At 57.1% G+C, this 25,903-nt stretch carries 21 protein-coding genes; 11 read left to right on the plus strand and 10 right to left on the minus strand.

The features are described from left to right. Positions 1 to 52: 52 nt before the first annotated feature. Positions 53 to 1,987, minus strand: a complete 1,935-nt coding sequence (locus Q3Y58_RS07605; protein ID WP_274219026.1) for a PrkA family serine protein kinase — start codon at positions 1,985 to 1,987, stop codon at positions 53 to 55. Positions 1,988 to 2,399: 412 nt separating this feature from the next. On the opposite strand from Q3Y58_RS07605, the gene Q3Y58_RS07610 reads away from it, so the two are divergent. The 3 genes from Q3Y58_RS07610 to Q3Y58_RS07620 all read left to right on the plus strand — a co-directional run bounded on the left by Q3Y58_RS07610 (position 2,400) and on the right by Q3Y58_RS07620 (position 6,146). Continuing rightward, positions 2,400 to 3,311, plus strand: coding sequence for an alpha/beta fold hydrolase (locus tag Q3Y58_RS07610; protein ID WP_319621779.1), 912 nt, complete (start codon positions 2,400 to 2,402; stop codon positions 3,309 to 3,311). A gap of 217 nt (positions 3,312 to 3,528) precedes the next feature. Continuing rightward, on the plus strand, positions 3,529 to 4,854 hold the full coding sequence (locus tag Q3Y58_RS07615; RefSeq protein WP_319621780.1) for a flavin-containing monooxygenase: 1,326 nt from the start codon (positions 3,529 to 3,531) through the stop codon (positions 4,852 to 4,854). A gap of 131 nt (positions 4,855 to 4,985) precedes the next feature. Next, the gene (locus tag Q3Y58_RS07620) at positions 4,986 to 6,146 is read left to right on the plus strand and encodes a PQQ-dependent sugar dehydrogenase (protein ID WP_319621781.1); all 1,161 of its coding nucleotides are present in this window, start codon (positions 4,986 to 4,988) and stop codon (positions 6,144 to 6,146) included. 119 nt (positions 6,147 to 6,265) lie between these two features. Here Q3Y58_RS07620 and repC read toward each other — a convergent pair whose 3' ends face one another. From repC to repA, 3 genes are all read right to left on the minus strand, one after another. Beyond that, the gene (repC, locus tag Q3Y58_RS07625) at positions 6,266 to 7,585 is read right to left on the minus strand and encodes a plasmid replication protein RepC (protein ID WP_319621782.1); all 1,320 of its coding nucleotides are present in this window, start codon (positions 7,583 to 7,585) and stop codon (positions 6,266 to 6,268) included. Between the two features lie 261 nt (positions 7,586 to 7,846). Continuing rightward, positions 7,847 to 8,926 carry a plasmid partitioning protein RepB gene (gene repB, locus Q3Y58_RS07630; protein ID WP_319621783.1) on the minus strand — a complete coding sequence of 360 codons (1,080 nt, stop codon included), beginning with the start codon at positions 8,924 to 8,926 and terminating at the stop codon, positions 7,847 to 7,849. Further along, on the minus strand, positions 8,923 to 10,131 hold the full coding sequence (repA, locus tag Q3Y58_RS07635; protein WP_274219020.1) for a plasmid partitioning protein RepA: 1,209 nt from the start codon (positions 10,129 to 10,131) through the stop codon (positions 8,923 to 8,925). The genes repB and repA overlap by 4 nt, the downstream gene beginning before the upstream one ends. A gap of 534 nt (positions 10,132 to 10,665) precedes the next feature. Here repA and Q3Y58_RS07640 point away from each other — a divergent pair. Continuing rightward, positions 10,666 to 11,994, plus strand: coding sequence for a hypothetical protein (locus Q3Y58_RS07640; RefSeq protein ID WP_319621784.1), 1,329 nt, complete (start codon positions 10,666 to 10,668; stop codon positions 11,992 to 11,994). 158 nt (positions 11,995 to 12,152) lie between these two features. Then, entirely contained in the window at positions 12,153 to 12,962 is an 810-nt protein-coding gene (locus Q3Y58_RS07645; protein WP_319621785.1) for a mechanosensitive ion channel family protein, read from the plus strand. A 49-nt stretch (positions 12,963 to 13,011) separates the two neighbouring features. Here the strand turns inward: Q3Y58_RS07645 and Q3Y58_RS07650 are convergent, their stop codons facing one another. The 3 genes from Q3Y58_RS07650 to rsgA form a co-directional block, all read right to left on the minus strand. Next, complete coding sequence (locus tag Q3Y58_RS07650) at positions 13,012 to 13,485, minus strand: GNAT family N-acetyltransferase (protein ID WP_319621786.1); 474 nt, start codon at positions 13,483 to 13,485, stop codon at positions 13,012 to 13,014. Between the two features lie 23 nt (positions 13,486 to 13,508). Further along, on the minus strand, positions 13,509 to 14,033 hold the full coding sequence (locus Q3Y58_RS07655) for a protein-tyrosine phosphatase family protein (protein ID WP_274219016.1): 525 nt from the start codon (positions 14,031 to 14,033) through the stop codon (positions 13,509 to 13,511). Positions 14,034 to 14,523: 490 nt separating this feature from the next. Further along, positions 14,524 to 15,591, minus strand: coding sequence for a ribosome small subunit-dependent GTPase A (gene rsgA, locus Q3Y58_RS07660; protein ID WP_319621787.1), 1,068 nt, complete (start codon positions 15,589 to 15,591; stop codon positions 14,524 to 14,526). Between the two features lie 816 nt (positions 15,592 to 16,407). On the opposite strand from rsgA, the gene Q3Y58_RS07665 reads away from it, so the two are divergent. The 3 genes from Q3Y58_RS07665 to Q3Y58_RS07675 all read left to right on the plus strand — a co-directional run bounded on the left by Q3Y58_RS07665 (position 16,408) and on the right by Q3Y58_RS07675 (position 19,971). Next, complete coding sequence (locus tag Q3Y58_RS07665; protein ID WP_274219014.1) at positions 16,408 to 17,979, plus strand: Re/Si-specific NAD(P)(+) transhydrogenase subunit alpha; 1,572 nt, start codon at positions 16,408 to 16,410, stop codon at positions 17,977 to 17,979. A 14-nt stretch (positions 17,980 to 17,993) separates the two neighbouring features. After that, positions 17,994 to 19,430 (plus strand): NAD(P)(+) transhydrogenase (Re/Si-specific) subunit beta, encoded by a 1,437-nt coding sequence (locus Q3Y58_RS07670; protein ID WP_274219013.1) that lies wholly within the window; start codon positions 17,994 to 17,996, stop codon positions 19,428 to 19,430. A gap of 88 nt (positions 19,431 to 19,518) precedes the next feature. Next, positions 19,519 to 19,971, plus strand: a complete 453-nt coding sequence (locus tag Q3Y58_RS07675; protein ID WP_319621788.1) for a DUF805 domain-containing protein — start codon at positions 19,519 to 19,521, stop codon at positions 19,969 to 19,971. A gap of 948 nt (positions 19,972 to 20,919) precedes the next feature. On the opposite strand, the gene Q3Y58_RS07680 is transcribed toward Q3Y58_RS07675, so the two are convergent. Together Q3Y58_RS07680 and Q3Y58_RS07685 are read right to left on the minus strand one after the other, a co-directional pair. Beyond that, positions 20,920 to 21,111 (minus strand): hypothetical protein, encoded by a 192-nt coding sequence (locus tag Q3Y58_RS07680; protein ID WP_319621789.1) that lies wholly within the window; start codon positions 21,109 to 21,111, stop codon positions 20,920 to 20,922. A 186-nt stretch (positions 21,112 to 21,297) separates the two neighbouring features. Next, complete coding sequence (locus Q3Y58_RS07685; RefSeq protein ID WP_319621790.1) at positions 21,298 to 21,897, minus strand: TetR/AcrR family transcriptional regulator; 600 nt, start codon at positions 21,895 to 21,897, stop codon at positions 21,298 to 21,300. Between the two features lie 92 nt (positions 21,898 to 21,989). Here Q3Y58_RS07685 and Q3Y58_RS07690 point away from each other — a divergent pair, with 92 nt between their 5' ends. From Q3Y58_RS07690 to Q3Y58_RS07700, 3 genes are read left to right on the plus strand one after another with little or no spacing between them, the layout of a single operon-like run. Further along, a complete protein-coding gene (locus Q3Y58_RS07690; protein ID WP_319621791.1) occupies positions 21,990 to 22,946 on the plus strand; it encodes an alpha/beta fold hydrolase in 957 nt (318 codons plus the stop codon). 28 nt (positions 22,947 to 22,974) lie between these two features. After that, positions 22,975 to 23,895: a hypothetical protein gene (locus Q3Y58_RS07695; protein WP_274219008.1), complete on the plus strand. Its 921-nt coding sequence runs from the start codon at positions 22,975 to 22,977 to the stop codon at positions 23,893 to 23,895. Positions 23,896 to 23,951: 56 nt separating this feature from the next. Then, the gene (locus Q3Y58_RS07700; RefSeq protein ID WP_319621792.1) at positions 23,952 to 24,506 is read left to right on the plus strand and encodes a DinB family protein; all 555 of its coding nucleotides are present in this window, start codon (positions 23,952 to 23,954) and stop codon (positions 24,504 to 24,506) included. 501 nt (positions 24,507 to 25,007) lie between these two features. Here the strand turns inward: Q3Y58_RS07700 and Q3Y58_RS07705 are convergent. Next, positions 25,008 to 25,901, minus strand: coding sequence for an AraC family transcriptional regulator (locus Q3Y58_RS07705; protein ID WP_319621793.1), 894 nt, complete (start codon positions 25,899 to 25,901; stop codon positions 25,008 to 25,010). Between the last annotated feature and the right edge of the window lie 2 nt (positions 25,902 to 25,903).

Genomic DNA, 25,903 nt, shown 5'->3' on the forward strand with positions numbered 1-25,903 from the left:
TTCAAACTCAACGACGCATGACCGGCCCGGAACCGCTCAGGTTTGCGGAGTGTTACCCCGCCTTGTTGACGCGCATGTACCATTCCACCAGACGCTGAACCTGGCGCCGGGTATAACCGCGCTCAATCATCCTAGAGACAAACTCGTGGTGCTTGGCATCTGTCTCGCGGTCTTTCTTGGAGCCAAAGCTGATCACTGGCAGCAGGTCTTCCACCTGACCGAACATGCGCTTTTCAATAACGCGGCGCAGCTTCTTGTAGTTCTGCCAATCCGGGTTCTTGCCGCTGTTTTCCGCGCGGGCCCGCAGCACAAACTTGACGACTTCGTTTCGGAAATCCTTCGGGTTTGCAATGCCAGCAGGCTTCTCGATCTTGGAAAGCTCTTGCTCCAAAATCTCACGGTTGAACATCTGCCCGGTGTCCGGATCCTTGTAGTCCTGATCTTCAATCCAGGCGTCAGCATAGGCAATGTAACGATCAAACAGGTTCTGACCGTAGTCCTTGTAGGATTCCAGATAGGCCTTCTGGATCTCGTGGCCGATGAACTCCGCATAACGCGGTGCCAACTCGGACTTGATGAAGTCCAGATACTGCTGCTCTGTATCCTCCGGGAACTGCTCCCGTTTCACCGCCTGCTCCAGAACATACATCAGGTGCACGGGGTCCGCGGCAACTTCCAAGGTGTCGTGGTTAAAGGTTTCAGAAAGCACCTTGAAGGCAAAGCGGGTTGAAATGCCGTTCATGCCTTCGTCAACACCGGCTGCATCCCGATATTCCTGAACCGACTTGGCCTTTGGGTCGATGTCTTTCAGGTTTTCGCCGTCATAGACGCACATCTTGGAGTAAAGCGTTGAATTCTCATGCTCATTCAAGCGGCTGAGAACGGAGAAGCGCGAGAGCAACTTCAAGGTTTCCGGGGCACACTGCTCTTCTCCAAGTGTACTTCCCGTCAAGAGCTTCTCGTAGATCTCGGTTTCTTCGGTAACCCGCAGACAATACGGCACCTTCACCACGCTGATGCGGTCAAGGAACGCTTCATTGTTCTTGTTGTTCTTGAACTGCTGCCACTCGGATTCATTGGAGTGGGCAACGATCAAGCCCTGGAATGGGAACGCGCCAATGTTTTCCGTACCGGTGTAGTTGCCTTCCTGTGTTGCGGTTAGCAGCGGGTGCAGCACCTTGATCGGCGCTTTAAACATCTCAACAAACTCGAGAAGCCCTTGAGTTGTCCGGTTCAAGCCCCCCGAATAGCTGTAGGCATCCGGATCATTCTGGCTCAGATGCTCGAGTTTTCTGATGTCGAGTTTCCCCACCAGCGCGGAAACGTCCTGGTTGTTTTCATCACCCGGCTCTGTTTTCGCAACACAAATCTGACGTAGCTTCGACGGGTACAACTTTACGATCTTGAAGCGGGAAATATCGCCTTCGAATTCATCGAGTCGCTTTGTGGCCCAGGGCGAAATCAGCCCTGTGAGAAGGCGCTTTGGAATATTGTATTTGTCTTCAAGCAGATCGCCAGTTGTTTCGCGGTCGAACAAGCCAAGGGGAGATTCAAAGACCGGGCTGATCTGTTCGCCAGCTTTCAAGACATAAATAGGTTCTTGCTCAACGAGGTTTTTCAGAATTTCCGCCAGGCTGGACTTACCGCCCCCCACAGGCCCGAGCAAGTAGAGGATCTGCTTGCGCTCTTCCAATCCTTGAGAGGCGTGTCTGAAGAAACCCACGATCCGCTCGATGGTCTCTTCCATCCCGAAAAGGTCTTTAAAGGCGGGGTAGCGCTTGATTGTACGGTTCAGAAAAATACGACCGAGACGCTGATCGAGGCTTGTGTCGATGACTTCTGGCTCCCCAATAGCAGAAATCATGCGCTCCGCAATCGTCGCTCGCATGGAAGGATCATCACGACAGCCGAGAATGTAGTCTTGCAGCGACATCTCCTCGACTTTGGTCCGATCGTAGATTTCAGAGTATAGAGAGAACACATCCATCGGGGGAATCCTTTCGTTGTGTCAGCCTCCAAATTCTTGAAAACTTTGCTTACATATAATGTGGGCGCATACGCTAGATTAGCAACTCAATAGATATTGAACGCAGATTATTTTGGGTCAGCTGAACTTACTGCTTTGTTACACTCTTAATTTCGCCGGTGATTACTCCCGGGCGTGGTAAAACAAAACTTCATCCGGCGCGCTGCTTTCAACAATTCATCAAAACCTATCGAAAGCCGAGTCGGGGTACCTTTCAAGTAAACAGCCTCTACGTCATCTTCACAAGATGAACCTTCGGCCATCTGGACACTTGGCAGCTGCCAAGTTGCATTCTTGCCATGCTTTGTTCGAATAGACGCGCCACAATGATGTAGCTATGGTCGTCAAAACTTCGAAACTGTCTGGGTAGCCAATGCGCACATCACAACCAACATTGGTGGAGATTTCCACGCCAGGCGGTCAGATCGTCGCTCACGATTGGCCGGGCTCATCACCTCCCGTTCTCCTGCTTCATGCAACTGGCCTGCACGCTCATTGCTGGGACTACATCATTCGCCGTTTGCCGGATGTTCGTTTTCTGGCGGTAGACGCGCGCGGTCACGGTAGGAGCCAGCAGGTCAACGGCCCAATGCTGTGGGATGAATTGGGCGAGGATGTGGTAGCTGTCCTAGATGCCGTTGATTTTAAGGGCGGCTTTGGTGTTGGCCATTCCATGGGCGGGGCCCTATTAGCTTATGCAGCAAGCCAGCGTCCGACACTTTTTCAGCGCATGCTGTTGCTGGACCCGGTGCTGTGGCCACCCTCTGCCAGTGCAGGAAACCCGCATGAGATGAACCCGGAGGATCACCCGGTTGCGGGGCGCAGGTCTAAGTGGCGCGACCCCGATGAAATGCTCTTGAAGTTCCGAGGCAAACCGCCGTATTCCAGCTGGAACAGGGAAGTGTTGAAAGACTACTGCCAGCACGGACTGATCGAAAACGGGCAAGATGGCAGCTGCCAACTGGCGTGCAATCCGGCGCGTGAAGCCGAGGTTTATGTCAACGCCTGCGGAACCGAGACCTATAACGGTCTTGCCGACATCAGCTGTGAGACCACCATTGTCAGAGCCCGCGACAAGAACGGGCAAGACGGCCCGCTTTCATTTGGCTTCTCGCCAACCTGGCCAAACTTGGCAACTGCCATCCCCAAAGCCCGCGACATCAAGCTTACGGAGGCCTCGCATTTCTTCCCTCAAGAACAACCAGACTCCATTATCACCATGATCACGCAGATGATCGCCGGTGACCCATTACACTGGACCGATTCCGAAGGCCTCTATGGATAAGGCCAACTTGGCAGCTGCCAAGTCCCGTGCTGCAGCCATCAACCCGGGCATATGCGTTTACATTTTGGTAAGATTTAAGAGGGGAAGGGGCGCGGCCTTGCACGCTCCAAACATGGTCAGGGCCAGACTTGGCACTTGCCAAGTCCTTTAAACTCCATAGTTGACTTAGGGGCAGCTACTCGCTTCCCTTACATGGAAAGTTAGCAGGGGAGGGGACATGGGCAGACGGGTTGCAGTCATTGGCGCCGGGCCATCGGGTCTTGCAGCCATGAAGAACTTCAAGGACTTCGGCTTCAACGTGGTGGGTTTTGAACGGGGCAGGGGCGTGGGCGGTAACTGGCGGTTCGATGACGAAGCCGGTCATTCCAGCGTGTTTGAACACACCCATATCATAAGCTCCAAAACGCTGTCTCAATATGAGGACTATCCCTTTCCCGATTGGGTCGCGGATTATCCCTCCCATCAGGTGCTGCGAAATTATTTTGAGGGATACGCCGCCACTTTTGGCCTCATGCCGCTCATTCGGTTTCAAACGGAAATTGAACAGCTGGAGCCGGACAGGGGAGGGGGCTGGCGATTGCGCTGGATGGATCATGGAAAAGCGGCCCATGGCGAAGACAGTTTCGATGCCGTTTGCGTTTGCAATGGCCATCACCACACGCCCCGATATCCGGATTACCCAGGGGAGTTCAATGGCGAGTTCTTGCACTCTCATGAGTTCAAGCGTGCCGAACGCTTCCGGGGCAAGCGCATTCTTGTGATCGGCGGCGGCAACTCCGCTTGCGATGTGGCGGTAGAAACCGCCCGTGTCTCCGCCCGCACCGTGATCAGCTGGCGTCGCGGGTATCATCTATTTCCGAAATTTCTGTTTGGGCAGCCCATTGATGTTTTGATGAAGCGGTTCGTTCATGGGCCATTTTGGCTGCAAAAGAAAACGCTCGCTTACCTGTTGTGGTTGGTTCAAGGCAGCAACCGGAAGATCGGCCTGCAAGACCCTGATCACGAAATTCTTGCCACCCACCCAACGGTGAACTCGGATCTTTACAGCGCAATCCGCCACGGCGATGTTCAGCCAAAAGGCGACATCGATCGGTTCCATGGTGCTACGGTGCACTTCAAGGATGGGTCGCAAGAAGACTTCGACACCATCATCGCCTGCACCGGATACAAGATCCAACATGCTTTCATCGATCCCTCTCTCTTTGACTTTTCAAAGGGCACCCCACGGCTTTACATGAAGATGATCCCCGAAGACGCCCCGGGGCTTTACTTCATGGGTCTGTTTCAGCCGCTTGGGTGCATCTGGCCCGGGGCCGAGTTGCAATCGAAACTGGCCGCCCGCCACTTCGCCGGCTTGTGGTCGCCAAAGGCTCCCCTTTCAGACCTCATTGATCAAGAAATCGCCAACCCGGATGTGAAGCAACTCAAGTCCGCGCGGCACACCATAACGGTTCATGATGGGAACTTCCGCAAGCGGTTGAAGAAGGAACTGGCGCGCAGCACTCCCGCGTCGGCACACAAGCCAGATCAGGATGCCGCGTGAAGACGGGCTTTGAATGTTTGTCGTCGCCGATTGGAACAAGCGCCTCCCTGTTTTGACCAAAGAACCTACCTATCTCCTAAAGGGAAGATCGCAAACGGGTGCGCGCACCCCTAATCATCGAGGAGTTGGGAATGAGTTTTGGGCATTGGAGGTTCATCACCAAACATCGGGCCATAAAGTCCGTTTGGGCTGGCGCTTTAGCTGTGGTCGCGGGGTTTGCCTTGTCGGCTGTGGCTGGAACAGCGCAGGCGCAAACCCGCATTGCACCTGAAACCGTCACCAGCGGACTGGACCATCCATGGAGTGTCGCGGACCTTCCGGGCGGCGGCTTTTTGGTGACCGAGCGCGACGGCGCACTCAAACATGTCACGGCGGAAGGCGAGCAAAGCGTTGTGTCTGGAACGCCGAAGGTTTTTGCAAGCGGGCAGGGCGGTTTGCTCGATGTGGTTCTCAGTCCCAACTTTGCGTCAGATGGCCAGATCTTCCTCAGCTTTTCCGAACCAACCTCAGGGGGCGCGGGCACATCGGTGTACCGTGCAACGCTTGAACGTTCAGGCGATGGGTTTCAACTGAGAGATGGACGGGTCATCTTTTCGGGCAACAACATCTACAGGGGAGGGCGCCATTTTGGATCGCGTCTTGTGTTTGCGCCAGACGGAACCTTGTTCATGACCCTTGGAGACAGAGGCGACCGGCCAAGTGCGCAAAACACCCAGAACCATGCCGGGTCAGTCCTGCGTCTGACCATAGATGGCGCGCCAGCACCGGACAATCCCTTTCTCGGTGACAGCAGCTATCAGCCGGAGATGTGGTCCATCGGCCATCGTAATCCCCAAAGTGCGGCCCTCCATCCCGAAACCGGCGTCCTTTGGACGGTAGAACATGGCGCCCGTGGGGGGGATGAAATCAACATTCCCGAAGCGGGGAAGAACTATGGTTGGCCGGTGATTTCCTACGGCCGCCACTACACGGGAGGCCGCATCGGCGAAGGCACAACGAAAACGGGCATGGAGCAACCGATTTATTTCTGGGATCCTTCCATCGCCCCGTCCGGCATGGCGTTCGTGACCAGTAACAAGTATCCGGACTGGAACGGTAACCTTTTGGTTGGTGCCTTGCGTGGTCGTCACCTCTCCAATTTGTCATTGGACGGCACAACGGTTACCGGCGAAAGCAGGCTCCTTGCTGAACTGGGAGAGCGCATCCGCGATGTCAGGCAGGCGGATGACGGCTTCATCTATGTGCTCACGGACAGCAGTGATGGCCAGTTGATCCGCTTGCTGCCGCAGTAGGACCCAATCCGTGCTCCGGGGGTGTTGTTTCCCATCTCCGGGGCAGGGGCCGCGAGTTTCTGGCCCGCCTCTTTTCACCGCCTGCGCATTCAACCGTAAGAGAAGAAACACCAACGCCATCACCCCTGAGCCAGCCCGAACAGCGAGCGATGCAAAGCCAGCTTTCCGTCAACCGCGCGGTCGATACAAGCCAGGAAGTAACCCGCAGGCCGCGCCAGTTGGTCCGGGTCGCGCAGGGCCTTTTCCGCCGTTGTCACAAGCACCGCCGCCGCCACATGTTGGCCCACGCGGGAACACGCACCGCGCCATCCCGCTTCCGACAAACCAACCAGCAAGCGCAACTCGCTCGTCCGGCCCATCAAATCCCCCCAGGAGCGGAAGGCTCCGCCCAGAATATCCTGAGTTTCTCGGGTCGCCGTGTTGATCAAACCAATAGAAACTTCAGAAAGAAGTGGTGAAGTTCCGTCCGCATTAGGCGGCACAGATGGCTTTGCCTTGGGCGGTTCAGCACTTGAGCGCGTTCGATCTGTGGCACCAGACTTGCGTGAAGGCTCCTTTTCAGGAGCTTTATCAAAGCCGTAGGCTTTTCTTGATTTTAAGTCATCGACGTGAGGAGATGGCCGCTCATTACTTTTTTTAGAGTTTTGACGGGTTGTAATATTATATGGGGTGACATCAGTGTCAGGTGCGCCCGACATTTCTTCAAAAGAAGTTTCACTTTCAGCGGCTGTAGCCTCTCCTTCTGCCGCAGCTTCATTCGTGCCGAATGCGGCAACAATGGCTTCGTAAAGCTGGGAGAGCCTGTCTGCCTTGAGGTTGTTAGGGATCGCACTTGCGAGAATGACTGAAAGCTCCGCCTCATGCTCTTCAAGGCGCAGGCCCTCAAGGGCCGCAACCGCCAGAAGGTCGGCAATGGCGCGGGACAGGCGGGTTACATTGCGCTTGGCCTCCTGCTTGGCCTTCAGCTCAGCGCTGAACGCATCCGCAATGCCTTGCAGTTCCTTGATGCGCTGCCGGGCCGGGGAGAAGTCCAGGCCAAAGCCGCGATCGATATCGCCGCTCACTTCGTTACGGTAGATGAAGCGGCGTCCGGTCGGGCTGTCGCGGTAGGCCAGAATGCCCGCTTCCACGAGTTTCTTCAGGGACCGTGCCACCGTGCGGGTCGAACGCCCCACATAATCCGCCAGTTTCTCGTTGGAGATGGCCACCAGCGGGCGACGGTCCTGTTTCCAGTCGTCTGCCTTGGTCAGCCCGAGCAAGATATCGAGAATGTGATAGGTCGTGCCTTCAATACCGAGCGCAGGCGCAGCCTTTTTCAGGGTAATCGCCACTTCAGCCTTCGTGGTTGCCACGATGTCATTGGCCATGGCAAGCCGCTGACTTTCCACCATGGCTGGGGTCAGCCGGCGGAAGGTCGCCACCGAGATCTGATTTTGCATAGTGCCACCGTTCACCAAAGCCATTGGCCTCAGTGTTCCTCACGGAATTCCATTCCGCCTTTGGGGATTAACGGGTACAACTGCGCATCAGGCCGCAAAAAGGCATTTCAGGCCCACTTGGCAGGCTTGATTCGGAACGCATCTCGAAGTAACGTGAAAATGCAAATGAGGGTTACGACGGGCGTCTAGCTTGTTGTACCGTTGAATTCCGGTCTTGCTGATTGCCGTCAGCAAGGCCGTTTTTCATTGGGAGCGCTTACCTCATGAGGCATCCTCCGTCTGTTTCCGTGCTTCAAACTCTTCAAGCAGCTCCGGCAGCCGCTCTTTCAGGAACGCTGCCAAGTCTGGCTGTTTGCGGGTGTCTACCTGAAAGCTCAAGGTCGCGCCCTTTGCTTTCATCAGAACCCGCTTGTTGCCGAGCCATGCCTTTTCCGAGGATGCCGTTGCCGCGGCAGCCTTGGCGTCAGCGACGCTCACAACAGCAGGGGAGGGAGCCTGGTTCACAAGCTGCCCCACCTCTTCAAAAATCATCATGAAGCGCTCATCGCTGGAGGAGCGCTTGTACTCTTCGCTCTCCATCAGCACTTCAATAGGCCCATTCACACCGGCAGGCAGGGCGCCCTCGTGAAAGTGAGAGGCCAGTTCTTCCCAGCGCGGGCGGCCAATACGCGGTGCAGGGCCAACCTTGCGCACGAATTCCTGCGGCAACTGGCCCATCAGGCGCAACAGCTTGGACACCGTTGTGGCGTCCTTCCCGATGGCCTTGGAGATGATGGTTTGCGGGTAGTCCGCCGCCAGCCGCGAGGCAAACAGCGCTGTCTCGATAAAGGACAGGTTCTTGCGCTCATGGTTTTCCTGACCTTGCGCAATCAGCAGTTCTTCATCGCTCAGAGGCTTGATGATCCCGCGCACCGGGCGGCCAAGCTCATGACAAGCCCGCCAACGGCGATGCCCGAAGGCAATCTGATAGCGGCCTTCGCTGGTCGGGTGCGGACGGGCCAGAATGGGCACCTGCTGTCCATTGGCCTCGATGGATTGTTTGAGCGCCTCGAAATCGGCGTCCACTTCCACCACCATCCGGTCCGCCACGAAGGAAGGCTCCAGCAGCTCCGTGTCCAGTTCACGGGCCATGTCGCCTTCTTCCAGCAACTTGCGCAGCTCTTCATTTTCCTTCTCCACATTGGAAAAGGTGTTGCGCATGGACTTGATGGCACCGGCAGAAACGCGCTTGGACGACCCAAGCCCGGCTTGGGCAGGGGCGGGATCCTTGACCAGTTCGGACGGATCCACACCGCCAAACATGGCGCGCATCTTCTTGGATCGGTCGCTGGCTTTGTTCATGAGCGTCCCCAAACCTGCTTAATCAATTGATAAATCTCGGTGTTTACCGCGTCGACAGACTCCAGCGCGCGGTTTAAGGTGTCTCGGGTCACCATGCCCCGCTCCACCTCATAAAGGCTCTTCTTCTCAAGACCTGCATTGGCGATGGCGGTGGTTTCCACCACAGCAGCGGCCAGCACATCCTCGCCAAACAGCCCGCGCAACAGTGCCGCCACATTCACCTGTGGCAGGTCGTGCGGGGTGTGGCGCGTCAACAGATAGCGCACGAAATCGTGGTGCAGGGAGCCACCCGCCTCTTCAATCACCGCCAGCAGCTCGGAGGTCATGGAAAGGAACTGGTTCATGGATGACACATCCAGCATGGCCGGGTGCACGGTAACCACCAGCCCGGTCGCCGCATAAAGCGCGCCCAAGGTGAGGTAGCCCAGCTGCGGCGGCGCATCGATAAGCACCACATCGTAATCATCTTCCACCTCTTGCAACACGGTTGCCATGCGGCGGAAGAACATTCCGTCGCCGCGGGAAAGCCCCTGCGCGATGGCTTGAGGCGTTTCGTGCTCATATTCCATCAACTCGAGGTTACCGGGGACAAGATGAAGGCCATCGAAGTAGGTTTCGCGGATAACTTCGCGCAGCGAGACCCGCTCCTCGTCATCATAACGGATGGCTGCATAAAGGGTCTGGTTGTCGTCTACATCGAACTCTGGCTGGTAGCCGAACATGGCCGAAAGGGAGGCCTGCGGGTCAAGGTCAATGGCCAGCACACGCAGGCCTTGAAGGGCCAGATATTGGCTCAAATGCACGGTTGTTGTGGTCTTGGCGGACCCGCCTTTGAAGTTCGCCACGGCGATGACTTGCATCTTCTCGTGTTCGCGCCGGCGCGGGTCGAATTTCAGGGCGTCCGCGGGCCGTTTGTCCGCCAGATACTTGCGCAGATCGTTGATCTGTTCGAGGGTATAAATGCGCCGCCCGTTTTCCAGCCGATCGGGGATAACTCCCTCGCCGTTGAGCGAAAGCTGGCGCAAGCTGGATTCGGCAACGCCCAAAAGGTTGGCCACGTCACGGGAAGAGAAGGTTTTCAGCTTCTTCTTTGCTTCAGGCGGGTACATTTTCTCGCGCAGGGATTGCAGCTGGCGTGACAGCAGCGCAGAATGGCGCGAGATCTTCTCCGCAGACGTTTCGTCGTGTTCAGCATTGAGCAGCATGTTGCCTGTTTCCTCGTATGACGGTTTTAAAGGGCCCGAATAGAAAAATCCGTCACAGCGCATAGTTTTCTTTTTTAATGGCGTCGTCAATGGCTTTATAGTTAACGCAAATTAACCATTGTGGCCAACACGTTATCCCGGCGAGTTATTTCCACTGAAATGACCATGCACACCTGTCCGGAGCCCGGTTTCACACCGCTTCCCTTCACCAAAATCCGCAGTTTTCTGCCATTTGCAGCTGTAGTCGCCTCAGGATGCAGTCCTCCCCTGTTTTGGTCGTTTCGCGGTTGGTTTCCTGTGCATTTTCAGCAATGCGCCTCTGTTTCTGGCCAGAAAACCGGCCTCCCTGTGATGAATCGCAACGCTATTTTTGACGGCAACCTTGCGAATCTCCGTGCAGGTTCAAGCCTTCCCGGTCCAAGGCTCAGCGAAAATTACATCCCCGTTCTGGGGAGTGTTGGCGGGTGCAATACTCACGTAGTCTGCGCAGATCATTGGCTTCCAAGTTCAGTGCTTGCGTAGGGGAGGGCACCAATGGTCAAGCTGCTTGTGGTCCAGACAGGACTGCATCACGAAAGCGCGAATGCGCATCCGGAAAGACGGGCCATCGCGGCGTTGTTTCAGGGTTTTGATCTGTGTTTTTTGACGGATGGTCCGGTGGGTGCGCCCCCCGTGGCGCCGTTAGGGCCGGAGGTGCGCGGTCTTGCGCCCGGCCATCGCCTCGACCAAATGCTCGAGAATGTGGCACCGGGGCTGAAGGCGCGCTGTCGCCGGCTTGCTAAAAACCCCTTTGGTCGCTCCTCTCAACCAGATTTTTCCAGCATCTTCGAGCCATTTGCAAAAGCTTTGGCGACCCATGGCCTGACGGCCCAGGATCATGTTCTGGTGCCTGATTGCCACCCGGGTCTCCTTCACGGGTTGACCCAGTTCTATGACCGTTTTGGTGCTTCCGATTTGCCCCGTTTGCACCTGCGGTTTCGGGACTGGCGTCAACCCGGCCTCTATCTCTCCCGGTTTCAAGCGACCGAGCGGCTGTCGCCCCTCGTATGGCAAGGCCATGCCGCCCTCTACACGGAAACTGAGGAGCATCTGTTTTACCTGAAGGCCACGTTGAACCTGCCCATGCGCGATGTGCTCGTGCTGCCCCGGCGCATCTCACCGTTCGATCCGCCGGTTCCTTATCAGCCAGCGCTGCCCGGCACGGCCCCCTTGGTCATCGGTGTGCTGGACCCGCCCTCAGCCTCCAGCGGCGGGCCACGGCTGGCTTCAATCCTGTCCAACATCGCCCGGCTTACACTGGAACGTCGCGGGCCCCAGTCTTTCCATTTCCTCCTTGCCGCCAGCAGTGCCGACCGCACCACGGGCGTTTACAAGGGGCTGGCGCGGGAAGGCCGGTTTGGAGACAAGGTAACCGTTGAGTTCCTGCCCGCGCCGCTTCCCTGCCGCGCTTATGCCGAAGCTATGGCCCGCACCGACGCCCTGCTGCTTCCTTATGAGGATGGCAGCCATGAGATCAACGCCGCTGGCCGGGTGCTTGATGCAGTTTTTGCTGGCCGCCCGCTGGTGCATACCTCAGACATGGCCCCGCAACGCTTCTTGAGCACGAAGAACGCGATCGCCGCCTTGTCTGATCGGGACTTCGCCAAGGCCCTGCTTGCGCTGTGGAGCCACTACAGCACGTTTCGGGCCGGGGCCGAACAAACCCGCATATTGGCTGCGCAAAGTCTGCATCCCGCGGCCCTGCACAAGGGGTTTCGCTCTGCTGCAGCACTGGCGGCAGCCCCTGCCACCCCCATGCGCCCGGCTGTTGCGGTCTCCAGCCGTCCATTGAGCGGCGGCGTGGGTTTCATCGGCCTTGGATAGCGCCCCAAGGCCTTGTATCGGCTGGAATAGGCCGGGCGGCGGGCAGAAAAAGGCTGCTGTGCCCCCCCCCCCCCATTCACCCCGCCTTTACGCAGCGCGGGTAGTCTGTTACGCCAGTTGCAAAACCAATTGGTGCACCAGTAACCCGCGAGGTTCTCATGAACGAAACCATCACCGCCATGGGCGGCTATGAAGCCTTGGCTTTGAATGTGATCAAAGCGATTGTCTTCCTCATTCTCGGCTATTTCTTCGCCGGCTTTGCCAGCCGTATCGTGCGCGACCGGCTTGGCAAGGTGGAGCGTCTCGACCAGACCCTCGCCGTGTTCTTCTCATCGCTGGTCCGTTGGGGTGTGCTGGCGGTTGTGGTCATCGCCGTTTTGCAGCTGGTAGGTTTTCAGGCAACCAGCCTCGTTGCCGTTTTGGGTGCGGCGTCTCTTGCCATCGGCCTTGCGCTTCAGGGCACCTTGAGCGATGTGGCTTCCGGGGTGATGCTCATCATCTTCCGGCCCTACCGTCTGGGCGACTATGTGGAAGTGGGCGGCACCGCCGGAACCGTGAAAGAAATCAACCTGTTCGTCACCGAGTTGGCAACGCCGGACAACGTGCAGATCATCATGCCTAACTCCAAGGCCCGGAGTTCGGTCATCACCAACTACTCCGCCCATCCAACCCGGCGCGTCGACATCACCTTTGGCGTGGATTACAGCGATGATGCCGACAAGGCCATCGAGCTGATCACCGCAATTGCGACCTCTGACGAGCGTGTCCTGAAAGATCCGGAGCCATGGGTCCGTGTCGTGAACCTTGGCGAGTCTTCGGTAGACATCACCGCCCGCCTTTGGTGCAACAGCGCAGACTATTGGGATCTGAAGTTCCACATGACCAAAGCGGTAAAGGAAGCCTTTGACAAGGATGGCATTTCCATTCCCTATCCGCACCGCGTTGAGGTGGTCAAGAAAGCCTCTTGAAGGCCTAGAAGCACATAAGGGGCCCCGGCCCCTTCCAGCTTATATCGGGCTACAGTGTCACGTCGCCCTGCTCAAGGGAGCCAAAGCCCTCCTGCAGCGGGCGGCTCATGCGCACATAGGCCACGCCGCGCTTGTCAAAGGGGTCGCTGTCCACCCTCATGCCAAATCGCTCATAAAACGGGATCGCGGTTTGCCGCGCATCGCACCAGAACTCGCTGGCCCCTAGGGCCTCAACCTGTTCAATGGTGTAAAGAACAAGCGTGCTGCCAATCCCGTGGCCCTGATATTCGGTCAGAACGGCGAATTTGCGCAGCCGCGCACCACCTTCGTTCAGGAAGATGGACGCCACCCCAACCAGCCAGCTCTTGTAGTAGGCACCAAAATGCAAGCCAGTATCATCTTCCGACACCCGCGCCGCGTCCATGGGAAGGTCCGGCCACAACACCCTGTGGCGGATGGGAAGCGCCACGTCGGCGGTAATGCGGTTGATGACGATATCGTCGCGCATGCCCAGTGTTTTCATGTGTTCTTATCGTTTTAGGGCGGTCAACTCGCCACCAGTTGCTCAAAAAGCTGCCCTTGAAACCCATAGAGCCCCCAGTTCAACTGCGGTTCGGTTTCAATGGCGCCCGGCTGTGCGCTGCGCACCATGCCGAGTGAACGCCTACGGCTCAAACCGCGCTCACGCAACAGGCGCAGGGCAACCATGCCCGATCTCCCCATGCCACCCCGGCAATGCAACAGCACCGAGCCTCCATGACACAGACAATCATGTATGCGCGCACTCACCTCGGCCCAAAACTGTGTCATCACCGGGGAGGGCACATCAAAATCCCGAATGGGGAACTGTACCCACTCAATACCACGGTCTTCCAGCATCAGGCTCATGGGCGCACTGCGGGCGTCCAGCGCTTCGGAAGGCTCGGTCAACGACACCAGCATCTGCGGATACCAGTTGGTGATCACATCAAGGTCATCGGAAAGGGGATTACGCAGTCCCGGTTGCGGGGCAATACCAATCCGGCTCCCGTTTGGAAGTGGAATGCTTGCGATTTTATAGGCTTCCGTCATGAAAGAACCCGCCTTCGTGTCACAGTGCTTGCCCTTGTCTGGGCCGTCAGCTCTTTCTTCGGAGAACTGATCTCAACTTTTACAGCTTACCTTTGGTCAGCTACCGGCAATTCTGTTGCCGTTTTGTCTAGCAAGACCACGGTTTCATAAAAGTTTCGCGACACATCCTAGTATATTAGGGAACTCTTTCAAACGTGGGAACCCCCGGAAACCTTCGCCATAAACATAAAAGAATTTAATCAATTGAAGAATTATTCAGAACGCGTCAGTATTTAAACTGCTTTTGTTTCAGCATGAAACAGCCATTAAACAAGAGTTTACGCAGATAAAAAATGCCCGCCGTCACACCCGGCAGCACTCCATACCCAAGCACGCTTCATGGATCGGGATTCGCCAGCCCCGCTCTCAGTGTCGTTTTGATGGGAAGTGCCTGAGGGCTTTCAAGAGCGCGGCACCAGAGCTACCCGGCCGCGCCCTTGAGCAGTAAAGCTCACTTTGCCTTTTGCTTTTTCATCTGGCGGATTGTCTTGCTCAGCCGCTTGTTCTTGGACTTGCGCTGCGCCAGCACTTCTGAGTTCGACCGCTCTTCCTGCACCAGCTTCTGCCAGCGGTCATAGCGTTCCTGCTCGATCACCCCACCTTCAATGGCTGGGCGAACCGCGCATCCCGGTTCACTCTTGTGCTGACAATCGCTGAACCGGCACTGCCCCACCAGCTCCTCAATGTCGGAAAACACTTCGGAAAGGCCTTCCTGCACATCGGCAAGCTGAATTTCACGCATTCCCGGCGTGTCCATCAGGCAAAAGCCTGCGGGCAGAATGTGCAGCTGGCGGTGGGTGGTGGTGTGCCGCCCCTTGCTGTCGTCCTCACGAATATCCCGCGTGGCCGCAATCTCATGCCCCGAAATGGCATTGACCAAGGTTGACTTGCCCACACCGGAGGAGCCGAGAAACGCCAGCGTCTGTCCAGGTTTCAGCCAGTCGCCCAGCTTTTCCAGCACATCCGGCCCCCGTGCATCCAAAAGCACCACCGGCGATCCAAGCAAGCGGGCTTCGTCCACGAAGGTCTGCGGCGCGTCACACAGGTCCGCCTTTGTCAGCACCAGCACGGCTTGTGCGTCCGAGTCTGTTGCCAAGGCCACAAACCGTTCAAGCCGCGCCCGGTTGAAGTCTTGGTTGCATGAAGTCACAACAAAAACCGTGTCCACATTGGCCGCAATCAGCTGAATGTCCCAGCCTCTGCCCGGTGCCTTGCGCTTGAACAGGCTCTTGCGTTCCAGAATGCGGCTGTGGGGCGGATAGGCCTTGTTCAACATGAGCCAGTCGCCAACGGCCACGTTGGGCACCACCGGCAAATGCTCTTCAATGCCTTCGCCCTTCACATCCACGCCGCTGCGATGAACGGCGGTCACACGCACGGGCGGAGACGTTTCCATCTCTTCCACGCTGGTTTGCTGAGCGAAAAACGGCTGCCAGCCAAGGGTTGCAAGCAGTGTCATGGGTTTGAAGGCCTTGAGGAACGGAGCCTTGGGCACATAAGCAGAATAATCCCGTGTCATGGGGTGTTTGTCCGAGAGGTAAGCATAAGGCACGGCCTCATGCAAAAACATGTCATTATGGGAGAAATCACAGGTCTTTCCGCACGACGGGCACTCTGCGCGACGCGGTTACAGGAAATGACTTGTTTTGGGAGCGCCTTCGCCTCCCCACCTTATCGGGACATAAACTCTCCAAGTGTCTTGCCGCCAGTTAACCGCGCAAGGGGGAAGCTGTCAATCTCCTCAACTTCCCCAATGACCGGCGCGCCGCCCTTGCCCCGGTGATGGGGTAGGGGCGCGCGCCACGGTTGCAACGTGTACCTGCCGCCCATTGTCGACAAAATGGTGCAAAATGTAGCGGGAAAAGACAAGGATCTGGAAGGATACGACAATGACTCCCGCACCTTAACCGATTAAATTTAGCGCTGTGCTCAAGAAAGTTGGGAGGATCACATCATGATGCCCCCAGCGTTCTATTGGTTTTTACGTAGTTGCCACAGGGCGGGTCACAGACTAAGCGCTGCGCATACAAACTACCTGAAAAGCAAGGGGGGTAGTGTTTTTCCGAAATAAACGAAAACCGCACGGAAGTTCTATGGATTGCATTTCATCAGCGTGTAACAGTCAGCTCTCTATTGCCATCTGAGAGATCAACAACTTTCATAACTGATGAAGAACACTCAATTGACACTGCGCGCTCTTCTGGTGCCACCTAAGGCCGTCAGGGCGCGTAATTATTGAGATCCAACAGGTACTTCCAAGTGCCACATTCCTGGACGGGCGGACCATAGATTTCGAAGAGTGAACGTGCATCGAGCGCATATATGAGGTTGAATTATGATTATTGGAGCTCCTAAGGAGGTCCTTGAGGGTGAGCTGCGCGTCGCGTTGACACCGGAAAGCGCCAAGCAGCTTCAGAAGCTGGGCTATGAGGTTGCCGTGGAAAGCGGTGCCGGCAAGGCGGCCAGCTTCTCGGACGCAGACTACGAAGCAGCCGGGGTGAAAGTTCTCCCGGATGCCAAGACCCTTTGGGAAACAGCGGACATCGTCAGCAAGGTACGCCCGCCTGAGGAGGCAGAGCTGGAACTGGCACGTGAAGGCCAGATCCTGATCTCCTTCTTCTGGCCAGCGCAGAACGAAGAGCTGATGAAGAAGTTCGCTGACAAGAAGGTCACCGTTCTTGCAATGGACATGGTGCCGCGCATCTCCCGCGCGCAGAAAATGGACGCTCTGTCCTCCATGGCCAACATTGCCGGTTACCGCGCTGTCATCGAAGCAGGTAACAACTTCGGCCGTTTCTTCACCGGTCAGATCACCGCTGCGGGCAAGGTGCCACCAGCAAAGGTTCTGATCATCGGCGCAGGCGTTGCCGGTCTTGCGGCCATTGGGGCCTCCACCTCTCTGGGTGCCATCACCTATGCGTTCGACGTTCGCCCCGAAGTGGCTGAGCAGGTTGAATCCATGGGTGCCGAGTTCGTGTATCTGGACTTTGAAGAGGAACAGCAGGACGGCGCGTCTTCAGGCGGATACGCTTCCGTGTCCTCTCCAGAATTCCGTGCCGCACAGCTGGCCAAGTTCCGCGAACTGGCACCGGAAGTTGACATCGTCATCACCACCGCGCTCATTCCGGGCCGCGATGCGCCAAAGCTCTGGCTGGAAGACATGGTTGCGTCCATGAAGCCGGGCTCCGTGATCGTCGACCTTGCGGCGGAAAAGGGCGGCAACTGTGATCTCACCAAGATGGATGAGAAGGTTGTCAGCGAAAACGGCGTCACCGTCATTGGTTACACCGACTTCCCAAGCCGCATGGCAACCCAGTCTTCCGCGCTTTACGCCACCAACATCCGTCACATGATGGACGACCTCACCCCTGAAAAGGACGGTCAGCCAAATGTGAATATGGAAGATGACGTCATTCGTGGTGCCACCGTCACCCATGAAGGCGAAATCACCTTCCCGCCTCCGCCGCCGAAAGTGAAGGCAATCGCCGCGCAGAAGAAGCCGGAGGTGAAGGAACTCACACCAGAAGAAAAGCGCGCAGCCGAAGTTGCCGAGTTCAAGAAGAAGACCCGTCAGCAGGTTTCCCTTCTTGCAGGTGGTGGTGCCCTGATGCTTCTCGTGGGCCTTGTGGCGCCTGCCAGCTTCATGCAGCACTTCATCGTTTTTGTTCTGGCGTGTTTCGTCGGCTTCCAGGTCATCTGGGGCGTGGCGCACTCCCTTCATACGCCTTTGATGGCCATCACCAACGCCATTTCCTCGATCATCATTCTCGGCGCGTTGCTGCAGATTGGCTCGGGTTCATGGCTGGTCATTGTTCTTGCCGCCCTGTCAGTGTTCATGGCCGGCATCAACATCTTCGGCGGCTTCCTCGTCACCCGGCGCATGCTCGCCATGTTCCAGAAGTCTTAAGGGGGAGCTGAACAATGGAATACGGTTTCACCACTGCTGCTTACGTTGTAGCAGCCGTTCTCTTCATCCTGTCTCTGGGCGGCCTGTCCAATCAGGAAAGCGCAAAACGCGCTGTCTGGTACGGCATCGTCGGCATGGCACTGGCTGTCATTGCAACCCTAGTCGGTCCCGGTGCGGGCCTCTGGGTTCTTTCAGTCGTGCTCATCATTGCAGGCGGCATCATCGGTTACTTCGTCGCCATGCGCGTTCAGATGACCGAAATGCCACAGCTTGTGGCAGCCATGCACTCCCTCGTGGGTCTGGCTGCGGTTCTGGTCGGCTTCAATGCGGACTTTGAACTGTCCCGCGTTTTGGCCATGGACGAAACAGCCCGTCAAAGCCTTGAAGGTTTTGCAGCTGTTCTGGCACACAAGACCCCGGTCGAAGTCAGCATTTTGCGTGTTGAAGTCTTCCTTGGCGTCTTCATTGGTGCGGTCACCTTCACCGGCTCTGTGGTTGCCTTCGGCAAGCTTGCTGGCAAGGTCACTTCCGCAGCAACCAAGTTGCCCGGCGGCCACATGCTCAACGCAGCAGCAGCACTGGGCTCCATCATCCTCGGCGTCATGTACTTCAACGACGTATGGGGTGTTTGGGCGCTGTTCCTGATGACGCTGCTGGCGCTGTTCATCGGCTACCACCTGATCATGGGCATCGGCGGCGCAGACATGCCGGTTGTTGTGTCCATGCTGAACTCCTACTCAGGTTGGGCAGCCGCTGCGATCGGCTTTTCTCTGGGCAACGACCTTCTCATTGTTGTGGGTGCGCTCGTCGGTTCTTCCGGTGCGATCCTCTCCTACATCATGTGTAAGGCCATGAACCGTCACTTCGTCTCCGTTATTCTTGGTGGCTTCGGCGGCACTTCCGGGCCTGCACAGGAAATCGAAGGCGAGATGGTTCCGGCAGAGGCAGACTATGTCGCCGAAACCTTGAATGATGCCGACAGCGTCATCATCGTTCCGGGCTACGGCATGGCAGTGGCACAGGCTCAGCAGACGGTTTCCGAGCTCACCAAACGCTTGCGCGCCAAGGGCAAGAACGTCCGCTTTGCGATCCACCCGGTTGCGGGCCGTCTGCCCGGTCACATGAACGTTCTTCTTGCGGAAGCCAAAGTGCCTTACGACATCGTCATGGAAATGGACGAGATCAACGAGGACTTCCCGGACACGGATGTTGTCATCATCATTGGTGCAAACGACATCGTGAACCCGGCCGCACAAGACGATCCGAACTCGCCAATCGCTGGCATGCCAGTTCTGGAAGTTTGGAAGGCAAAGAACGTCTTCATCTCCAAGCGCGGTCAGGGCACCGGTTACTCAGGTATCGAAAACCCACTGTTCTTCAAGGAGAACTCCCGGATGTACTATGGCGACGCCAAGGCCTCCATGGACAAGCTCCTGCAGTTGGTAGATTGATAACCATAACAAACGAACCCCGCTTGTGCCTCACAAGCGGGGTGGTTAAAATTGTATATATTCATTTTATACAACCTGAGGCAGCGCCGTGTCCAAACCAGTTTTCGAAAATGTCTTTACCTTTGAAGGTCGGCGAAACCGCCTGAGTTATTTCCTTTTCACTTTGGCTCTTGTTGGCATGTTGGTCATTGCCACCATCCTCGCCTCTACCGCTACGACTTTAGGCGCCTCCCGCTCCATGTCACTCTTGCTGGGTGTTTTGGGGATACCTTTCTCCGCACTCTTTGTGGTCATGAGCCTCGCCGCCTTTTTTCAGCGGTGCCACGACATTGGTTGGAGCGGCAAGCCCCTGCTCATCATCTTCATTGTGTTAGGCGCAGGCTCGGCGCTCTTGGGGCCGATCTTGGGAATCGTCGCGGGACTGGCAAGCTCCGGGGTTTCGCTGGCGCTTCTTCTGATGCCTGGCACGGATGGACCGAATAAGTATGGCCCGGATCCGAGAAAAGCGCCGCTCCAAGAGGGCGTTTCCGTCCCCAATTGATTGCGCAGATGGGGACACTCCGGTGTCCCCATGGCATCACCCAAGACCCCCAGCGCCCCGCTGCACTTTGATGCCACCCCCACTGACGTCATTCGGGGTCATCCCGCACTGCGTATCCCACGCCTCTGACGTCATTCTGGGTCATCCCGCACTGCGCTCCCCATCCCCCAGCGTCATCCCGCACTTCCCCCACCCCACTAGCGTCATCCCGCACTTGATGCGGGATCCAGTAGAGCCTCTCACAAACCGCTGGTGCACGCAGCCCTGGATACCGGATCAGCGCCTCGCTGCGCTCGCCTTGTCCGGTATGACAGCAAAAGGGGAGGCGGTGAGCGCGGAAACTCTCATGAGAACCGCAGTGAAATTAGGTCACGATGCAAAGATGGCGATCCTTGCACACAAAACCTCTCGACGCTCGCACTGCACCCCCACCCTCTCAGCGCGTACCAATCCACCAGTGTCATCCAGCACTGCGCTTCCCACCTCACTAGCGTCATCCCGCACCGCACTTCCCCCACCCCTCGGCGTCATCCCGCACTTGATGCGGGATCCAGTAGAGCCTCTCACAACCCGCTGGTGCACACAGCCCTGGATACCGGATCAGCGCCTCGCTGCGCTCGCCTTGTCCGGTATGACAGCAAAAGGGGAGGCGGTGAGCGCGGAAACTCTCATGAGAACCGCAGTGAAATTAGGTCACGATGCCACGACGGCGATACTTGCACACAAAACCTCTCGACGCTCGCACTGCACCCCCACCCTCTCAGCGCGTACCAATCCACCAGTGTCATCCAGCACTGCGCTTCCCACCTCACTAGCGTCATCCCGCACTTGATGCGGGATCCAGTAGAGCCTCTCACAACCCGCTGATGCACACAGCTCTGGATACCGGATCAGCACCTCGCTCCGCTCGCCTTGTCCGGTATGACGGCAAAAGGGGACGAACCGCTCTCAGACCCAAACACCCACCTCCGCCATCCCACACCGTGCACTCATCACCACCGTCATCCCGGCCCCCGAGCCGGGATCCAGCCGCCCGGCTTCCCCAAACGCACGCACCTCTGGATACCGGATCAGCGCCTCGCTGCGCTCGCCTTGTCCGGCATGACAGTGAGGGTAGGCGGTGAGCGCGGAAACTCTCATGAGAACCGCGGTGAAATTAGGTCACGATGCAAAGATGGCGATCCTTTCACACAAAACCTCTCGGCCCTTGCACCACGCTTCCCACCTCACCCGCGTCATCCCGCACTTGATGCGGGATCCACCACCGCAGCCGGCGCATTCGAAGCGGTTACCGCCCACCAGTCCAGCTTTGCCTGGGCAACAGGCCTAAGCCTTCAGGCCTTTCACCGCGATGCGATCGAAAATGTCCGCGATTGCAGCTTCCAACTTTGTGGGATCACGCTCAACGGCCGCATAGGTCCTCAAGCCCATCAACTGGGTTTGAAGGTAGGTGACCAAGTCGGTTTGCATCCCCTCCGGCTGGTAAATCTCCCCGGCCTTCAGTGCCTTCTCAACGTATTGGCCATAGACCACATTGAGCTTGTCGAGCAACGCTTTGGTGCAAGCGCGCAGCTCTTCATCATTGCTCAGCTCGTGTATCGACATGGACAGCATACAAAGCGGCGTCGGGTTGGACGTCTCCTCCATGCCGATCACCCCCCGAAAGAACGCGGTGAACCCGCCGAGAATCGTGTCGTTTTGCTGCATCCGGGCATGCAGATCCTGCGCAACCTCAGCTTCATAAGCTTCTAACGCCAGCTTGTACAAATTGCTCTTGCTGCCGAATGCGGCGTAGACGCTTGCCGGACGCATATCCAACCGCTGCTGAATATCTCTGGTTGAAGCGCTCAAAAAACCCTTCTCCCAAAAGAGCATCATCGCTTCGTTAAGTGCTTCTTTTTTATCGAACTTTGGGGGGTTTGCCATCACTACCTCTCGTACTTCCTAGAATATTGCTTGACAGCGCCCGGGGTTCAAGCCATTTTCAACTTGATCGATTGATCAGGATGAATAACCAAGTGGACATTGGCAATACCATGAACAAGATCACTACGAAGCTCACCCTGCTGATCATCGCCATGGCGGCGGTTTTATTCAGCCATGCAAACTCATTCGCCGAAGAAATTCCGGGGCGCAACTACGCCAAGATCGGCGACTATGAAATCGCCTATCGCGAGTGGGGCACCTCCGGCACGCCAATTATGGTCATTCACGGCATCCCGCTCAACACCGTGTTGTGGAGCAAGGTTGGCCCATTGCTGGCAGAGCAGGGCTACCATGTTTTCGCCCCCGGTCAGCTTGGCTTGAGCCACACCAAAGGCCCGTTTGACGCCGACTACTCCCTCAAAGGCCAGGCGGAACTCATGACCCGGTTTGCAGAGGAAGTCATTGGCAAGCCATACATTCTTTATGGGCATGATCTGGGCGGCGGCGTTGCGCAAATCATGGTCACCGATGCAGACCTGAAGCAGCGCAATGAGGTTTCCAAGATCATCATTGGCAACGCAGCCGTTCTCGACATGTGGCCGGTTCCAGAAGCCATTGCGGCAATCGAAGCGGCCAAGAGCGCTGATGCCAAAGCCATCTTCACCCCAGAAAAAGTGGGCGAAATGGTCACCGCCTTCGCCTCCGCCGGCCTGATGGAGCCAAGCAAGACCCTCTCCCCTGAAATTCGGGCGGACCTTCTGGCAAACTATGCGGAAAACGACGAAACCCGCCAGCACTTCATCAACTATCTCAAGGCCATGGACAACAAGTGGACAGTTGAAGCCTCTCCCAAGATGGTCATGTGGAACCGTCCAGCAATGCTGCTTTGGGGCGTTAACGACAAGTTCCAGCCGCCCTATACCTCTGGCGTCGCCTTGGCGCGCATCATGCCCCACGCCCGTTGGGAGTACCTGCAAGGCGCTCACTTCTATCCCCTCGAAGTCCCACAGGAAGTTGTGAATGCCGTCGTTGCATTCGACCAGCAGTAACCGCGCCCTTGCGATGGAGACCTCTTAGATGTCACAGATGTTTACCCCTGCCGAGCTAGAAAAGCTCGCCATGTCGGGCCACCAGCGTATGCTCGCTGCGGCAAATTCCGGCTCCAATGAAGAGCTGCGCCAGGAGTTCGACCACGTGGTCGGCCTCTACACCGACCTTCACCGGCTCTTCAATGGATGGATGACGTCCATCATCACCTTCACCAGCAACACGTTCGGCCATGACAGCGCCAAGGCGATCGTGGCTGTTGAGGACCTTTTTGGCAATTACGCCGACACCTCTTTTTCCCTTGCCTCCATTCGCAGCCTGGTTCGCGATGCGGCAGCGCGGTTTCAGGAAAGGCTGGACCTAGGCGATCTTGATGGGGCAATTGAGTTCTATCTGGAAGTCGAAAAGGGGGCCAAAGACCTTCACGACTTCTATCGGGACTACTGCGGCTCCCTTCTGACAAATGTATACCGCAATCATGGCGTCGATGCCCTGCAAGACTGCCTTGAGTACAGCTGCGAGAAGGATTGGCTGGATTGGTATGCAGGCGTTAACAAACTGCCGCCCAAGGAGCGCATCATTGCCACGCTGGAGTTTTACGCAATTGCCAACTTTGGCAAACTGCGCATCACCGAGGAAGGCGACTGGATCCACGCCGTTCAGGACCCCTGCGGAAGCTGTGGCCGCCAGCAGCGCGGCGGGCGCTATGAAGAGCCGTGGAACCTTGCCATCGTGGAAGAAAAGCATCCCTTGTCCTATGGGCAGGGCGGCAACACGGTCTACCGGGCGCACGTGGCCATGATGCACCACATCATGCCTATCAAGCTGCATGGCGGCCCATGGCCCCACAAGCAATGCCCACGCAGCAAGTTTGGCACCTGCCACATCCGCATTCACAAGGAAAATCCATATCAACCCGTAGCCAACGAAGACATTCATTGGTCTGACTAGGTCCTTTCCAGAGGGAAGGGGGAGACCCCTTCCTTCTGCTGTTAAAGAGCATTGCCATGAAAGAAGCACTTGTTGCCCGCGCGGTGTACAATCGAAACAGTGACATCAAGCTGGTCGAGTTCATCCGCACGCTGCCTGAAGATAAGATTGCAAAGCCGCGGGGCGGCTGCATTGCAGGCCACGTTCAAGCCGACATTTCCCTGAAAGACCTTCTGGGCCACATGGCCCTTGGCGGCGTCTTCCTGTATCAACTGCTGCACAGCAAAGGCATTCAAGCAGATTATGATCAAGCCCTGTTAAAGATGCCGGTGCGTTCCATGCGTCCAAGCCCCACCATGTCATTGGACGGTATTATCGACCTTTTGCAGTCCTTTGATCACGCTTTGGTCAAGTTTGCCGAAACCATTGACCTGTCCAGTTTGGATGTCACCGACTTCAAGCCCTACAACGAGGCCCGCGGCCCCGGAGCACTGGGCTACGGCGCCATGACATGGCTGGAACACACCTACTCCCATCAAATCCACCATCGCGGTCAGATTTCGCAAATCCTCAGCGAGCTGGGCGTGGGCTATGACCTGTCTCAGTTCCGGATTTACGCGTTCGAGAGTTGAGTGCTGAAAGAGCCAACGCAGAAGGCCCCGCACTGGGGCCTTTTTGGTGGGGGAGGGGTTGAGCTACGACACGCGGCTCTAAACCACAGCGGATGGGGGGTCCCACACATCCCTCCGTCATCCCGCACCGCGCCTACCATGCGCCCCCAGCGTCATCCCGACCCCCGAGCCGGGATCCAGTCAGTCATCCCGCACTGCGCCTCCCACCTCCCAATCGTCATCCCGCACTTGATGCGGGATCCAGTAGAGCCTCTCACAACCCGCTGGTGCACACAGCTCTGGATACCGGATCAGCGCCTCGCTGCGCTCGCCTTGTCCGGTATGACAGGGAAGGTATGCGGTGAACTCGGTAGGTCTCATGCGCATCGCGCATTTACGGTCACGATGCCACACCCACCGTCATCCCGCACCGCGCGTCCCACCCACCACCGTCATCCCGGCCCCCGAGCCGGGATCCACCAGCCCGACCCGCGCACTCGAAGCGGTTACTGCCCTCAGCTTCTACTCGAACTCCGAGTAGGACAGCTCGCCCGCTTGGCTGGGGGAGACGCCGAAGTAGCGCTTAAACTCCCGGCTGAACTGGGCCGCGCTGTCATAGCCCACCTTGAGCCCGGCCTGTCCTGCGCTTTCCCCATGGCGCACAATGAGCGACTTGGCCTTGGTCAGGCGCACTTTCTTGATGTATTGCAGCGGCGCGTCAGACACCGTTCTCTTGAACGCCCGGTGGAAGGACGACACGCTCATGCCCGCAAGGCTGGCCAGGTCCTCAACCTGTATCTTTTCCGGGTAGTTGGCATTGATGTAGTCCACCGCCTTGGCCAGCCGATTGCTCACCGTCTCCCGTGTGGCAAACGCCCGCAAGGTGGAACCGGCCTCCGTGTACAGCATCCAATAGAGCAGCTCTCGCACCAGTGAAGGGCCCAAAATGCTGCTGTGGCGTTCATCGCCAAGCGCCTCGCATAAACGGCGCAGGCTGGCGGCAATCTCTGGCGTCATGGGGAATGTGGTGACGCCCAGGTCTTCCCGGCTTGCGCTCGCCGAGGGCGCGGAAAGTTCGTCCAACTCATCCAGCAGCGCTCGCAGCTGAGGCATGTCCAGCTCAATGTGCATGCCGCGAATGGGCTCTTGCGGTGAACACAGCGCCTCGCAGGCAATGGGGTAGGGGGTTGAAACAAGCAGCCCATGGTCCGGGCCATATTCAAACCGTTTGCCGCCAAACACCCCCGCCTTGCGCCCGGAAATCATGAAGGTCAGGCCCACATGGTACATCATGGGCGTTTCCGGATGAACGCGGGACATTCTGAAGATGGAAACCCCTTGAACGGGCGCGCACAGAACGCCATCTCCACCAAGTTGTTCGAATACTTTGTAAGGTTCTTGCATCTGTTCGGCCATGG

The organism is Nesiotobacter zosterae, from assembly GCF_033843645.1.
Classification (GTDB): domain Bacteria; phylum Pseudomonadota; class Alphaproteobacteria; order Rhizobiales; family Stappiaceae; genus Pseudovibrio; species Pseudovibrio zosterae.

Bases quoted from the DNA above. Each gene is read 5' to 3' on its own strand.
- Q3Y58_RS07685 (WP_319621790.1), bottom strand. From the start codon at position 21,897: ATGGCAAACCCCCCAAAGTTCGATAAAAAAGAAGCACTTAACGAAGCG.
- Q3Y58_RS07650 (WP_319621786.1), bottom strand. From the start codon at position 13,485: ATGAAAACACTGGGCATGCGCGACGATATCGTCATCAACCGCATTACC.
- Q3Y58_RS07700 (WP_319621792.1), top strand. From the start codon at position 23,952: ATGAAAGAAGCACTTGTTGCCCGCGCGGTGTACAATCGAAACAGTGAC.
- Q3Y58_RS07670 (WP_274219013.1), top strand. From the start codon at position 17,994: ATGGAATACGGTTTCACCACTGCTGCTTACGTTGTAGCAGCCGTTCTC.
- repB (WP_319621783.1), bottom strand. From the start codon at position 8,926: ATGAACAAAGCCAGCGACCGATCCAAGAAGATGCGCGCCATGTTTGGC.
- Q3Y58_RS07605 (WP_274219026.1), bottom strand. From the start codon at position 1,987: ATGGATGTGTTCTCTCTATACTCTGAAATCTACGATCGGACCAAAGTC.
- Q3Y58_RS07655 (WP_274219016.1), bottom strand. From the start codon at position 14,033: ATGACGGAAGCCTATAAAATCGCAAGCATTCCACTTCCAAACGGGAGC.
- repC (WP_319621782.1), bottom strand. From the start codon at position 7,585: ATGCAAAATCAGATCTCGGTGGCGACCTTCCGCCGGCTGACCCCAGCC.
- Q3Y58_RS07705 (WP_319621793.1), bottom strand. From the start codon at position 25,901: ATGGCCGAACAGATGCAAGAACCTTACAAAGTATTCGAACAACTTGGT.
- Q3Y58_RS07640 (WP_319621784.1), top strand. From the start codon at position 10,666: ATGGTCAAGCTGCTTGTGGTCCAGACAGGACTGCATCACGAAAGCGCG.
- repA (WP_274219020.1), bottom strand. From the start codon at position 10,131: ATGCTGCTCAATGCTGAACACGACGAAACGTCTGCGGAGAAGATCTCG.
- Q3Y58_RS07695 (WP_274219008.1), top strand. From the start codon at position 22,975: ATGTCACAGATGTTTACCCCTGCCGAGCTAGAAAAGCTCGCCATGTCG.
- Q3Y58_RS07620 (WP_319621781.1), top strand. From the start codon at position 4,986: ATGAGTTTTGGGCATTGGAGGTTCATCACCAAACATCGGGCCATAAAG.
- Q3Y58_RS07665 (WP_274219014.1), top strand. From the start codon at position 16,408: ATGATTATTGGAGCTCCTAAGGAGGTCCTTGAGGGTGAGCTGCGCGTC.
- rsgA (WP_319621787.1), bottom strand. From the start codon at position 15,591: ATGACACGGGATTATTCTGCTTATGTGCCCAAGGCTCCGTTCCTCAAG.
- Q3Y58_RS07645 (WP_319621785.1), top strand. From the start codon at position 12,153: ATGAACGAAACCATCACCGCCATGGGCGGCTATGAAGCCTTGGCTTTG.
- Q3Y58_RS07615 (WP_319621780.1), top strand. From the start codon at position 3,529: ATGGGCAGACGGGTTGCAGTCATTGGCGCCGGGCCATCGGGTCTTGCA.
- Q3Y58_RS07610 (WP_319621779.1), top strand. From the start codon at position 2,400: ATGCGCACATCACAACCAACATTGGTGGAGATTTCCACGCCAGGCGGT.
- Q3Y58_RS07680 (WP_319621789.1), bottom strand. From the start codon at position 21,111: ATGAGAGTTTCCGCGCTCACCGCCTACCCTCACTGTCATGCCGGACAA.